The organism is Pseudomonas sp. IT-P294 (genome assembly GCF_949767865.1).
GTDB lineage: Bacteria > Pseudomonadota > Gammaproteobacteria > Pseudomonadales > Pseudomonadaceae > Aquipseudomonas.
Window position 1 is genome coordinate 158,147 of record NZ_CATKQW010000011.1, and the last position, 13,545, is coordinate 171,691.

General features: G+C 56.1%; 10 protein-coding genes and 1 pseudogene. 9 read left to right on the top strand and 2 right to left on the bottom strand.

Features of this window, described 5'->3' with window-relative positions:
• Positions 1-146: 146 nt before the first annotated feature.
• The 3 genes and pseudogenes from ACM6I0_RS08230 to ACM6I0_RS08240 form a co-directional block, all read left to right on the top strand.
• Complete coding sequence (locus ACM6I0_RS08230; RefSeq protein ID WP_414921974.1) at positions 147-1,256, top strand: efflux RND transporter periplasmic adaptor subunit; 1,110 nt, start codon at positions 147-149, stop codon at positions 1,254-1,256.
• Positions 1,253-4,342, top strand: coding sequence for an efflux RND transporter permease subunit (locus ACM6I0_RS08235; protein ID WP_414921975.1), 3,090 nt, complete (start codon positions 1,253-1,255; stop codon positions 4,340-4,342). Before ACM6I0_RS08230 ends, ACM6I0_RS08235 begins: the two co-directional genes overlap by 4 nt.
• Before the next feature lie 108 nt (positions 4,343-4,450).
• Positions 4,451-4,543: pseudogene (locus ACM6I0_RS08240) on the top strand (beta-ketoacyl synthase N-terminal-like domain-containing protein); the annotation flags it as partial.
• Positions 4,544-4,572: 29 nt separating this feature from the next.
• On the opposite strand, the gene ACM6I0_RS08245 reads toward ACM6I0_RS08240, so the two are convergent.
• Entirely contained in the window at positions 4,573-5,007 is a 435-nt protein-coding gene (locus tag ACM6I0_RS08245; protein ID WP_285434297.1) for a DUF2721 domain-containing protein, read from the bottom strand.
• A gap of 398 nt (positions 5,008-5,405) precedes the next feature.
• Between ACM6I0_RS08245 and ACM6I0_RS08250 the strand changes: the two genes are divergently transcribed.
• Entirely contained in the window at positions 5,406-5,735 is a 330-nt protein-coding gene (locus ACM6I0_RS08250) for a DHCW motif cupin fold protein (protein ID WP_285434298.1), read from the top strand.
• Between the two features lie 33 nt (positions 5,736-5,768).
• Here ACM6I0_RS08250 and ACM6I0_RS08255 read toward each other — a convergent pair whose 3' ends face one another.
• The gene (locus tag ACM6I0_RS08255) at positions 5,769-7,628 is read right to left on the bottom strand and encodes an ABC transporter ATP-binding protein (protein ID WP_414921976.1); all 1,860 of its coding nucleotides are present in this window, start codon (positions 7,626-7,628) and stop codon (positions 5,769-5,771) included.
• Between the two features lie 223 nt (positions 7,629-7,851).
• Between ACM6I0_RS08255 and ACM6I0_RS08260 the strand changes: the two genes are divergently transcribed.
• From ACM6I0_RS08260 to ACM6I0_RS08280, 5 genes are all read left to right on the top strand, one after another.
• Positions 7,852-9,120 carry a cystathionine gamma-synthase family protein gene (locus ACM6I0_RS08260; protein ID WP_414921977.1) on the top strand — a complete coding sequence of 423 codons (1,269 nt, stop codon included), beginning with the start codon at positions 7,852-7,854 and terminating at the stop codon, positions 9,118-9,120.
• A gap of 139 nt (positions 9,121-9,259) precedes the next feature.
• On the top strand, positions 9,260-10,699 hold the full coding sequence (locus ACM6I0_RS08265; RefSeq protein WP_414921978.1) for an amino acid permease: 1,440 nt from the start codon (positions 9,260-9,262) through the stop codon (positions 10,697-10,699).
• 50 nt (positions 10,700-10,749) lie between these two features.
• Positions 10,750-11,640: a LysR substrate-binding domain-containing protein gene (locus ACM6I0_RS08270; RefSeq protein WP_414921979.1), complete on the top strand. Its 891-nt coding sequence runs from the start codon at positions 10,750-10,752 to the stop codon at positions 11,638-11,640.
• Positions 11,641-11,658: 18 nt separating this feature from the next.
• Positions 11,659-13,047, top strand: coding sequence for a threonine synthase (thrC, locus tag ACM6I0_RS08275; protein ID WP_414921980.1), 1,389 nt, complete (start codon positions 11,659-11,661; stop codon positions 13,045-13,047).
• The gene (locus ACM6I0_RS08280; RefSeq protein WP_090183197.1) at positions 13,044-13,481 is read left to right on the top strand and encodes an Lrp/AsnC family transcriptional regulator; all 438 of its coding nucleotides are present in this window, start codon (positions 13,044-13,046) and stop codon (positions 13,479-13,481) included. The genes thrC and ACM6I0_RS08280 overlap by 4 nt, the downstream gene beginning before the upstream one ends.
• Positions 13,482-13,545 lie beyond the last annotated feature (64 nt).

The following is a 13,545-nucleotide window of genomic DNA, read 5'->3' on the forward strand; positions in this document are numbered from 1 at the left end:
GTTCATGTTTTCACAATTAGCTCAGTTAATACTGTATCTCTGCATGGATAGAGAGAGGTCTATCGCTCATTTTCTGTGACCATTGACAGATATGGTCACCTTGCTGAGAATGTAGCGCATGTCCTATTTTTTAAGTAAGGGAACCTATGCGCCGGCTTCGACTTGTCCCTATCGCCGCTTGCTTGTTGCCTCTCGTCCTGACGGCGTGTGGCGACCCATCCGTCGTTGAAGATCCACGCACGCACGCCCCTCTGGTGAGATCCTCTGCGGTTCAGGGGGCGTCCGATGTTTCACGTTCTTTCACTGGAATAGTGGCTGCCCGCGTCCAGGGTGACCTGGGCTTTCGGGTCTCAGGCAAGATACTTGAGCGTCTGGTGGATACTGGCCAGACCGTTAAGAAGGGGCAGCCGCTCATGCGCCTCGACCCTATCGACCTGGGATTGCAGGCGCGCGCGCAGCAAGAGTCGGTCATAGCCGCCCGGGCCCGAGCCAAGCAGACGGCAGATGACGAGGCTCGATATCGCGACCTGGTCTCTGCAGGTGCTATTTCTGCATCGGCTTACGATCAGGTCAAAGCCGCGGCTGATACCGCAAAAGCGCAGCTCAGCGCTGCCGAAGCGCAGGCCGACGTAGCTCGCAACGCGTCTGGTTATGCGGTGTTGTTTTCTGATTCCGACGGCGTTGTGGTGGAAACGCTCGCCGAGCCCGGGCAAGTCGTCAGCCCGGGGCAACCTGTGGTTCGACTGGCGCGGGCCGGGCAGCGCGAGGCCATCGTGCACTTGCCCGAGACGCTACGCCCGGCAGCAGGGTCCACTGCGCAGGCCACGCTTTATGGCAACACCACGCAGGCTGTTACAGCGAAGCTGAGGTTGCTTTCCGATTCGGCCGATCGTATGACGCGCACATTTGAGGCGCGGTATGTGCTGGAGGGCGCGCTGGCCAATGCGCCGTTAGGTTCGACCGTCACTCTTCGGATCGCTGAAGGCACCGCAAGTGGACAGGTGTTGCAAGTGCCGATCGCTGCCGTTTATGACCCAGGCAAAGGCACAGGCGTGTGGGTCATTGCTGGCAACCCGGCGAAGGTGATCTGGAGACCTGTCCGGGTCTTGAGTTTGAGCGATGACGCAGCGCAAGTGGCAGGTGATCTCAAGGTCGGCGAGCAGATCGTAGCGTTAGGTGCACATTTACTGCGCGACGGTGAGGAGGTGAGACTGGCTCAACAGGGTGACGTCAAAGTTGCCGGGAGCCATCCATGAGCCAGGGGCGCTTCAATCTTTCGGCGATCGCCGTTCGCGAGCGCTCGATCACGGTATTCCTGATCTTCCTGATCGGTGTTGCGGGGATCCTGTCTTTTTTCCAACTGGGGCGTGCGGAAGACCCTCCGTTTACGGTCAAGCAACTGACGGTCATTACCGCGTGGCCGGGCGCTACGGCGCAGGAGATGCAGGACCAGGTAGCAGAGCCACTTGAAAAACGTCTGCAAGAACTGAAATGGTACGACCGCACGGAAACCTACACCCGCCCTGGTCTCGCCTTCACCATGGTGACGCTGCTTGATCGCACGCCGCCCTCTCAAGTGCAGGAGGAGTTCTATCAGGCGCGTAAAAAGCTCGACGATGAGGCCATCAAGTTACCGGCGGGTGTGATTGGGCCGATGGTCAACGACGAGTTTTCGGATGTGACATTTGCGCTCTTCGCCTTGAAAGCCAAAGGCGAGCCGCAGCGACTGTTGGTGCGTGATGCGGAATCGTTGCGCCAGCGCCTGTTGCATGTGCCGGGCGTGAAGAAGGTCAACATCATTGGTGAGCAGCCCGAACGCATCTTTGTCTCCTTCTCCCATGATCGATTGGCCACGCTGGGCGTCTCTCCCCAGGACATTTTTGCCGCGCTGAACAATCAGAACGTGCTCACACCTGCCGGCTCAATTGAAACCAATGGGCCGCAAGTCTTCCTCCGTCTCGACGGTGCCTTCGATAAAGTGCAGACGATTCGTGACACACCGCTTGCGATTAAAGGTCGAACACTGAAGCTCTCGGACGTGGCGACGGTCGAGCGTGGTTATGAAGATCCGGCAACTTTCCTCGTGCGTAATGACGGGGAGGAGGCCCTGTTACTGGGGGTCGTGATGCGTGAGGGCTGGAACGGTCTTGATCTGGGTAAGGCATTGGACGCGGAGAGGACCAAAATCAATGAAGGCATGCCCCTGGGCATGACGCTCACCAAGGTCACCGATCAGTCTGTGAATATCAGTTCGGCCGTCGACGAGTTCATGATCAAGTTCTTCGTCGCCTTGCTGGTTGTGATGCTTGTCTGCTTTCTCAGCATGGGCTGGCATGTAGGTATTGTGGTGGCGGCGGCGGTGCCGCTAACGCTGGCCGTGGTGTTTGTGGTGATGGCGGCCACTGGAAAGAACTTTGACCGTATCACCCTCGGGTCGCTGATTCTGGCGCTTGGACTGTTGGTGGACGACGCCATCATTGCTATCGAGATGATGGTGGTGAAAATGGAGGAAGGCTACGACCGCATCAAAGCTTCCGCATATGCCTGGAGTCATACGGCTGCACCGATGCTTTCCGGTACGCTGGTGACCGCCATCGGCTTTTTGCCCAACGGCTTCGCACAGTCGACAGCTGGCGAGTACACCAGCAACATGTTCTGGATCGTGGGCATTGCCCTGATTGCCTCCTGGGTGGTGGCGGTGGTCTTTACCCCCTATCTGGGTGTGAAGATGTTGCCGAAGATCAAGCAGGTCGAAGGTGGTCACGCGGCCATCTACAACACCCGTTATTACAACCGCTTCCGCCAGATTCTGACACGCGTCATCGCCCGCAAATGGCTGGTTGCCGGAACTGTCATCGCTGCGTTTGTCCTGGCGATTCTCGGCATGAGCCTGGTCAAGAAGCAATTCTTTCCCACTTCGGACCGCCCAGAAGTGTTGGTCGAAGTGCAAATGCCGTATGGCACCTCCATCGAGCAAACCAGCGCCACCACCGCCAGGATCGAGGCCTGGCTGCAAAAGCAGGATGAAGCAAAAATCGTCACGGCCTATATCGGACAAGGTGCGCCGCGCTTCTACCTGGCGATGGCGCCGGAACTCCCTGATCCATCATTCGCGAAGATTGTGGTGTTGACGGGTAGTCAGGAGGCGCGTGAGGCCCTCAAGTTCCGCATTCGCGAGGCAGTTGCAGAAGGACTTGCCCCGCAAGCACGAGTCAGGGTTACGCAGTTGGTGTTTGGTCCGTATTCACCCTTTCCTGTCGCCTATCGGGTGATGGGGCCTGACCCATCAAAATTGCGTGAGATCGCCGGCCAGGTACAGGAGGTGATGCAGGCGAGCCCCATGATGAGAACCGTCAACACTGACTGGGGACCGCTGACCCCGACGCTGCATTTCACTCTGGATCAGGACCGCTTGCAGGCGGTGGGGCTGACGTCCAGTGCCGTCGCGCAGCAGCTGCAGTTCCTGCTCACGGGGGTACCGATTACGGCAGTTCGTGAAGACATTCGTTCGGTGCAAGTGGTCGGGCGGGCGGCGGGTGATATCCGGCTCGACCCTGCAAAAATAGAAGGCTTTACGCTTGTGGGCACGGCGGGCCAGCGGATTCCGCTGTCCCAGGTAGGAGAGGTGGACGTGCGCATGGAGGATCCGATCCTTCGGCGTCGCGACCGCACTCCGACCATTACCGTGCGCGGCGACATTGCCGAAGGATTGCAGCCACCGGATGTCTCGAGCGTCATCATGAAGGCGCTGCAGCCGGTCATCGACAAGTTGCCTGATGGGTATCGTATCGAGCAGTCGGGGGCTATTGAGGAGTCGGGCAAGGCCGGTCAGGCGATATTGCCGCTGCTCCCGATCATGATTGCCATCACGCTGCTGATCCTCATCCTGCAGGTACGTTCGGTCTCGGCGATGATCATGGTGTTCCTCACCTCGCCACTCGGGCTGATTGGTGTGGTGCCGACACTGCTTATCTTCCAGCAGCCGTTCGGTATCAATGCGTTGGTAGGGCTAATCGCCTTGTCGGGCATTCTGATGCGCAACACGCTGATTCTGATTGGACAAATCCATCACAACGCAAAGGAAGGACTGGATCCGTTTCAAGCAGTGATCGAAGCCACAGTACAGCGTGCTCGCCCAGTACTGCTGACAGCGCTGGCGGCCATCCTGGCGTTCATCCCCCTGACACACTCCGTCTTTTGGGGAACCCTGGCTTACACGCTGATCGGAGGCACGTTTGTCGGAACTATCGTCACGCTGGTGTTCCTGCCGGCGATGTACTCCATCTGGTTCAAGATCAGTCCTGTCAGTCAGAGGCAAACTGAAACAGCCGAACTGGTGTAAGCCATCGAATCGACGGGATGAGAGGGCCCCCCGGTCCTCTCGCTGTTCGCCTGATCACAAAGCATTAACCGTACGCCACAGCTTGCTTCTTTTGGCGGCGCCGATTGAAAAATGATGGATCGCTTCATCGAGTTTGCACTTGTGGCCGCGCACGAAGCTCTGGAGCAGGCAGGCTGGCATCCGACGAGGGGAGTGCCTCGGGAGCTCGGGACCTCAAGAGTTTGAATCGGTCAAAGTTGTTCATCCGCCGCACTTATACTGATTTTAGCTTCTTGGGCGAAGCGAAACAGACCCACACCGAGGAAGAATGTAGCGACTATAAAAAGGAGGCCGGCACCATAGGCGTACTTGAAGCCCATGAACTCAGTTAAAAAAATGATAGCGAGCAGCAGGGTGGCGCAAAGTCCGCCGCGCAAAGAAGAAAGGATACCAGCGTTCAATAAGTTAGCTCGCCGCCTCAATCTCTCCAGATCAGCCCTGAGGTGCGCACGCATCTGGTCGTCTTCGGGGATCGCATTGAGTACTCGTGTACGTTCGATGACAGCGGATAACCTTGAAGTCATTAACGATACGAACGCCGCTATTGCACCGAGGAAAAACGTCGGGGCTGTTGCTTGTGAAAAGATCTGCGACAACCGCACAGCGTCAGGAATGAATTCGTTCAATTTAGGGACCCCCTAACAGTATTAGGCCGAGGATTTGCAATTCCTCCATTTGACATAGTTCGCGGTCAAAAGGCATGGCGCACCCTGTTATCAGTTAGGGGGCAGTACAGTCTTGCGGGCTGAGTTTTTGCTGACAACAAGACACCAACATCGAGCCAAGTCTGCAACTTGGTCGGGGTGCCCTGTCGTAGAGCGTAGAGCAGCTCAGTAGACTTTCCACAGTGAGTAAGCGTTTTATTCTGTGACACAGAGGAAAATAAACATGATCGACAGTCAGGTGATATGAAACTCCCGGGTGGTTGCAGCGCCTGTATCCCATAAATGCATCACCTCTGTGTCTGTCGACACCCTCGCCAGATTGATACGGTCTGCATTTATCGCAAGTCGATGAGGCAACAATGGATCTCACTGCAATCCCGTTCGGCACCACCGATTGGTCAACGATAGAGCCCGTGGCGCATGCCGGTCAGACAGGCACAGCCTATTGGCGTACCTGTCAGTTTGGTTCAGCGCGTGTGCGGATGGTCGAGTACAGCCCTGGCTATCTGGCCGATCACTGGTGTTGGAGAGGGCACATCCTGTTGTGCCTGGAGGGTGAGTTGCATACAGAGCTGGAGGATGGTCGTCAGTTCACACTGACGCCTGGCATGAGCTATCAGGTGGGTAATGATGCTGAGGGACATCGGTCATTCACCACCCACGGGGCGAAGTTGTTCATTGTGGATTAGTCGTGGGGGCGGTCCTGCCTGCCGCGCCCACGCTCATGCCTGATCCATCGCCTCAGCCAGTCCCTCATCCTCACCGAGAAAGCCACCACTTTGATGCTGCCAGAGCCGTGCGTAGGTGCCGTTTCTTGCGAGCAATTCAGCGTGGGTGCCTTGTTCGATGATGCGTCCTTCATCCATGACAATGAGCCGATCCATGGCCGCAATCGTCGACAGCCGATGGGCGATGGCGATGACGGTCTTGCCCTCCATCATTTCATAGAGGTTTTCCTGGATGGCGACTTCGACTTCAGAGTCGAGGGCGCTAGTGGCCTCGTCAAGTAACAGGATCGGGGCGTTCTTGAGCATCACTCGGGCAATGGCGATGCGTTGGCGCTGGCCGCCCGAGAGCTTGATGCCGCGCTCGCCCACCAGGGTGTCATAGCCGTTATGGCCTTGCCGGTCGCTCAGTTGGCTGATGAAGCCGTCGGCTTGCGCATTGGCTGCGGCGCTGCGGATCTGCGCGTCGGTTGCGTCCGGTCGGCCGTAGGCGATGTTGTCGCGAATGGAGCGGTGCAACAGGGACGTATCCTGCGTGACCATGCCGATAGCGCTGCGCAGACTGTCTTGTGTCACCTTGGCGATGTTTTGCCCATCGATGCGAATCTCACCGCTGTCGATGTCATAGAAACGCAGCAGCAGATTAATCAGCGTCGATTTACCTGCACCGGAACGGCCCACCAGGCCAATCTTTTCGCCTGGGCGGATGTTCAGGCTCAATCCATCGAGCACGTGGCGTTCACCGTTGTAGCTGAAGCTCACATTGTCAAACGTCACCGCGCCGCCAGAGGGCACCAGCACGCTGGCGTTCGGCGCATCCTGCACCTTGGGGCCACGGGTCAGGGTGGCCATGCCATCCTGTACGGTGCCGATGTTTTCGAACAGCGAGGTCATTTGCCACATGATCCAGTGCGACATGCCATTGATGCGCAACGCCATGGCCGTAATCGCCGCCACGGCCCCCGTGCCGACTTCGCCCAGGTGCCACAGCCACAGCGCATAGCCACCTGCTCCCATGATCAGCCCGACTACCAGTGCCTGATTGACGATCTCAAACTGGCTGACCAGGCGCATCTGGCGAAAACCGGTGTCCTTGAAATCCTCCATCGCCGCGCGCGCGAAGTGCGCTTCACGCTTGGAGTGCGAGAACAGTTTTACGGTGGTGATGTTGGTATAGGCGTCGGAAATGCGCCCCGTCATCGAAGATCGCGCATTGGCCTGTTCCTGGCCGACGTGCCCCAGGCGTGGCACGAAGTACAGCATGGCCAGCCCGAACAACGCGACCCAGGCAATAAAAGGCAGCATGAGTTTCAGGGCGAAGCCGCCGGCCAATGCGATGATCGCAATGAAGTAAACGCCGATGCCGGGTGCGATTTCGATGAGGGTGAACAGCACTTCGCGCACGGCCAATGCCGTCTGCATCACCTTGGTCGTGACCCGGCCGGAGAATTCATCGGAGAAGAACGAAAGGCTTTGCCGCAGCATCAGACGGTGGAAATCCCAACGCAGCCGCAACGGCAGATTAATCGCCAATACCTGGTGCTGCACCATGGTACGAAGCGCCACCAGCCCAATGCTGGTGAGCAACACGATGGCGATACCCCACAGCACTCGGCTTTCTTGCCCGTTCGCATCGCTACCGGCTTGCCAGGTCGAGAGCAGATCCACGACCTGCCCAAGAAAGGAAAACAACCAGGCTTCATAAATCGACGCGCTGGCACTCAGCAGAGCAAGCGCAAGAATATAGCCACGTGCTCCTCGCGTGCAGGCCCACAGAAACCGCATCAGGCCCACAGGTGGTGGCGGTGCTTCGTCGGGAGGAAATGGGTCGAGCCTTTGTTCAAACACGCGAAGCATTGTGGCCTCCGAAAAAATCAATGTGGGGGGATTCTGCCACTTAATGAGTGCTTTGAGGGTTGGCAGTTCAAGGGTATGACGCCGTTTAGGGTTGTAGAGCATCCATTAAAAAAAGCGCCCCTTAGCCCCAGATAACATGATTTTTCACACGCACAAGCCTTGCATATAGTCATCGCAAGCCCAATCGGAACACCTGTGTGTTTCATCGATGCGAGATAAATTTATGGACGACAAGATAAAACCTCACCAGAGCCAGACTGCTGGTTTGGGTACGCGAGTGGTTTGGGGAGGGGAGCAAGTTCAGCATCCCTACAACGCTACCCAAACTCCCATCGTAGTCAGTGCCGCCTACGGTTACCATGACATCGATGAATGGTATGACGTGGCATTGGGTAAAGAACCTGGTTTCATTTACAGCCGCATGAGCAACCCGACTGTCTCTGTCTTGGAAGACAAACTATGCGAGCTTGAAAGCGCGGAGTCGGCTGTCGCTTTCAGTACCGGGATGGCTGCAATCAGTGGCGTGCTGCATACCTTCCTGTCCTGTGGTCAGCGTGTGGTTTCTACCCGCGACAGCTACGGTGGTACAAACAAGATCTTTGAAGAGTTTCTCCCACGCATGGGCGTCGAAGTTGCGCTTTGCGATACGCTCGACACTGAATCTATCGAGCATGAGATCGCCAGCGGCTGCAATGTCCTTTACCTGGAAACCCCGACGAACCCCACTCTGAAAGTTCTGGATATACGACGCCTGGTGGCGGCGGCGAAGCGCGTTGGGGCGTTGGTCATAGCAGACAACACGTTCGCAACGCCCTTGAATCAGAATCCCCTTGCTCTCGGGGTAGATGTGGTAGTGCACAGTGCTACCAAGTTCCTGTCGGGTCATGGCGATGTGCTTGGCGGTGTGGTCTGTGGCAATGAGCATCTTATGTCTCAAGTTCGCCATTACCGCGAAATTAATGGGGCCTCGCTGGATCCGTTCTCCGCTTATCTCATCATCCGGGGCATCAAGACTTTGGCTTTGCGTCTGCGCCAGCAACAGGTGAGCGCGCAAGCACTGGCTGAGTATCTGTGCACCGAGCCGCTGGTTGAGTCAGTGAACTATCCGGGACTGCCTCAACATCGAGGTCACGCCATTGCCCGTTCGCAGATGCGCGGATTTGGCGCAATCGTCAGCTTCGTGCTGGTGGGGGGAATGGACACAGTGACTCGTTTGCTACCGCTGCTTAAGTACGCCCATCGGGCGGGTAACTTAGGAGCGGTTGAAACCATCTACGGGCCGGCACGGACAACCAGCCACGTGGAAAACACCTTGGAGGAACGCGAGGCACTTGGGATTTCCGAGGGCTTGGTCAGGGTCTCTGTAGGTATTGAAGATACGGCCGACTTGTTGGCTGATCTTAAACAAGCATTTGAGTTAGTTCGCAGTAAACAAAATCATTCAAGCCTCCACGCTGAAAATACCGAGCGTTTCACCGAGGTGGGAACCTGAACTCGGGTAAGACTTCCGGTTTTTTATCGGACAGTCCTTCATGAATAGTGAAAACAATAACAACTAGCGACAATTTAATTGTGCTGCCGAGTAGTCGGTTACGAGAAATTTTGTCCGTACATTTCATGAGAACATAGCGATGACCCTCCAAACAAAAAATGATCAGTCCGATCCAGCGTTAAACTTCAAGAAAGAAATGCAAACCCGCCACATTGTTATGTTGGCGTTGGGCGGTGTAATTGGTACGGGATTATTCCTTACCTCCGGCTACACCGTTAATCAAGCGGGGCCGCTCGGTGCGGTAATCGCCTACATCATCGGTGCGGTGATGGTGTATCTGGTCATGGTCTGTCTCGGTGAGTTGGCGGTACAGATGCCAGAAACCGGGTCGTTCAGTACTTACGCAACTCGATACCTGGGCCCCGGTACGGGCTATACGGTGGCCTGGCTGTACTGGCTCACTTGGGCAGTGGCTATTGGATCTGAATTTACCGCTGCGGGCATCCTGATGGTTCGGTGGTTTCCTGATACACCGGTCTGGATCTGGAGCGCGTTTTTTGCCATTGCGGTCTTTTTAAGTAACGTCGTATCTGTTCGTCTTTTTGCGGAGACTGAGTTCTGGCTTTCGCTCATTAAAGTTCTGACGGTTATTACGTTTATCGTAATTGGCGGTGGGGCTATTTGCGGTCTCTTCCAAGTACAGCATTTGCAGGGCGCTGGACTCTCCAACTTTACTCGCGAAGGGCTATTCCCTACAGGTTTCTTACCCATTGCGATGACACTTCTAGCTGTCTCCTTCGCATTTTCCGGGACTGAACTTATCGGGATTGCGGCAGGTGAAGCGCAGGATCCTCAGACAAGCGTTCCCAAGGCGATCCGCACGACGGTAGTACGTTTGGCGCTGTTCTTCGTGGGTACGATTTTTGTCCTGGCGACCTTGCTGCCCCGCGAGCAGGCCGGCGTCATCGAAAGTCCATTCGTGATGGTGTTCGAGCTGATTGGTATCCCGTACTCGGCTGACATCATGAACTTTGTCATTCTTACCGCACTGATTTCTGCGGCTAACTCAGGGTTGTATGCGGCTTCGCGCATGCTTTGGACGCTGAGTGATCAAGGTCATATGCCTAAGTGCTACGCCAGGCTCTCGCGCCGGGGCACACCGGTTAACGCGATCATTTTAAGTATGGCGGGTGCCGCGGCTTCTCTGCTGAGCAGTGTGCTTGCCCCTGATACGGTTTATTTGGCCCTGGTGTCGATTTCTGGTCTTGCCGTGGTGGTCGTGTGGATGAGCATCGCCGCGAGCCAAATCGCCTTCCGACGCCAATACGTCGCCAATGGCGGGCGAGTTGAAGATCTGCATTTCCGGGTGCGTGGTTACCCGTGGGTTCCAATTGGTGCTCTGTTGTGTTGCTCGCTCGCCTGTGTCGGCATTGCTTTTGATCCTGAGCAGCGAGTGGCGCTTTACTTCGGTCTTCCATTTATCGCGTGGTGTTACTTCGTTTATTGGATCACTCGCAAGAAGCGGGAAGAGCGGTTGGCATTAGCGGCGGCTGCACATCATTCCGCTGGTGCTGCATGATTAGCTCAGGCGATGATTGAGCACAGATAAGTCTCGATGAGGTTGCGCCGATGAGTCAAAAATCACTACCGCCCTTGAATTGGCTGAGGGCATTCGAAGTGTCGGCGCGGTATTTGAACTTCACCCATGCAGCAGAGGAACTGCACCTGACTCAAGGTGCAGTCAGTCAGCAGATTCGTCAGTTGGAAGGCCACCTCGGAGTGGCGCTATTCAAGCGCCTACCCCGAGGGCTTGGCTTGACTGAGGAAGGGCAGTCGTACTTGCCAGTTGTACAGGACGCAATCAGTCGTCTGGCGGTGGGGACAAACGAGATCTTTGGTCAGCGTAATCGAAGGCATGTGAAAGTGCGTGGCAGCCTTTCCTTCCTTCACTATTGGTTGGCCCCTCGGCTCGCCGATTTTTGTCGAGAGTATCCCCAAATCGACATCCGATATATCAGCAACCTTTGGGTGAAGGAGCCGGACGGAGAGGATGACCTGGAGATTCGTTGGGGATGCGGGGAGTGGTCGGGATTGCACTCTCAGCGATTAACGTGGGACATCCTCCAACCCGTTTGCTCGCCAGAGCTCATGGCCACCTCACCGATACGTGAGCCTCGCGATTTGATGAACCATTCTCTGCTTCACGTGTTGGGGTACGAGGAAGGTTGGGGTTACTGGTTGAAGCGGGTTGGAGCAGACGAAGTCGATTATTCCCGTGGTCTTCAGTTTGACACTCTAATTTCCACAATCCGCATGGCAGAACTTGGTCAGGGCGTTGCCTTGGCACGATCTTCAGTAGTGGAAAATTTACTCAAGAGTGGGCACCTGATTGCTCCATTCAGTCACCGAATCGAAGCCAGCGAGTCTTTTTATCTAGTGCGTGAGCAGGCCGAGGAACTCTCGACTGACGCAGCGACTTTTTCTACTTGGTTGGTGGGGCAAGCTCACCGCCTTTTGTAATTCTGATCTGGAGTCATCATGCATTACGTAAGCACACGCGGCGGTGACGTGCGCGCGGATTTTCGCAGTGTGGTTCTGTCGGGGCTCGCCGAAAATGGTGGTCTCTATGTCCCAACCAGTTTGCCGGTATTCACTGAGCAACAAATCACCAGCTGGTCATGGCTGCCGTTTGATGAGCTGGTATGGCGGGTAATCTCGCCCTTTGTTGGCTCGTCCATGGACGAAAGCACCCTCCGTGCCTTGCTCAGCGACAGTTATCAACAATTCAAGCACCGCGCTATTACGCCGCTTGAGCAGATCGGGCATAACGAGTGGATACTCCAGCTGTTTCATGGGCCGACTCATTCTTCCAAGGATTTCGCCGCGCAGTTGCAGTCGCGCCTGGTCGAGCATTTTCTGGGGGAGGTCGGTAAAGAAGCGTTGGTGGTCGGTGCAACTAATGGTGATACCGGCCTCGCTGCGCTTGAAGCCTTTGCTAACGGACAGGCCGTCCGCATGGCGATACTTTATCCGCGCGACGGGCTTGCGCCTGAGCAACTCAGTGCCTTACAGGCAGCCGACTCTCAGCGGGTTCAGCTGTTTCCGGTTGACGGTAATTTCGATGATTGCCAGACGCTGGTCTCCCGACTCTTGCGTGAGTGGCCGTTGGACGGAGTGATTCCGATCTGTTTCAACTCGACCAACTGGATTGGCGTCCTGGCTCAGATAGTTTTTTACTTCCACGCGGCGTTACAACTGGGAGGTGGCTCGCGCCCCGTTGGCTTTAGCATTCCAGCTGCCAGCTCGGCCGAGATCTACGCCGGCTACATTGCGCAGAAAATGGGATTGCCCATCAATCAGGTGATCATCTCCACCAACAGCAATGATGCCCTGCACCAGTTTTTTCATTGCAATCGCTACTCCACCCGAATGACCAATCGAACAGTATCGCCGGCGATGGACTTCTCGTTGTTTTCTAACCTGGAGCGGTTTATTTGGGAGATTTACGAGCACGATGGCTGCTCAACAAAAGCTCTGATGGAGCATTTTGAAAGTTGCGGAGAAATGAGCATCGGCAATCAGCAATGGCTGCATGCCCGAGTACTCTTCGATTCCTATGCGGTAGACGAATCCCAAGTGCGCGATGAGGTGGTCGAGCTATTCCGAGAGACAGGCTCGGTCATTGATCCTCACACCGCTGTCGGTGTACGGGCTGGCCGGCTTCATCGACGCAGCTTGGGGGCGCCAATGGTCACCTTCGGGCAAATTGCGCCGGCCAAATCGGCGGCGCTGTTGGCAGAGCTGGGCGTCTGGCAAGCAAGCGTTCCGAGCACTGTCGAGGTGCGCGCGCAACCACCTTACTTGGCCAAGGACGATCTTGAGGGGCTGTGCCAGGCTCTTCGTGTGGCGCAGCAGAGGCTTTCATGAAGCGTATTCTGGATCCGTTGGACGAACGCATACTGGCCGAACTTACCGCTAATGCGCGAATAGCCCATATCGAACTGGGTGCCAAGATCAACTTGTCGCGTAATGCTGTGCGCCAGCGCATCGAGCGTCTTGAGCGCGACGGTGCGATCACCGGCTATACGGTAATTCTTGGTGAGTCGCGGCGGCCTACGTCGCTTATCAGCGCGGTGATCTTTGTCTACCGCTACGACCGCATGCGTGGCGAAGAAGTACTGGCTGCACTGCGCTCCATTCCCGAAGTCGTGCAGTGTGAAGTACTCAGTGGTGAGTTCGATTTAATGCTGCGCGTGAATGCAGCTACACCTGAACGTGTCCATCTCGTGTGGAAGGAAATCGCGGCTATGCCAGGGGTGGAAAACACCCTGACATCGTTCGTCCTTTCAGCCGTGTTTTAAAAATCGTGCTTGGGCAAAATGCCCAACTAATACAGCAGACTGCCATATTCAACTGCCAAGGCTC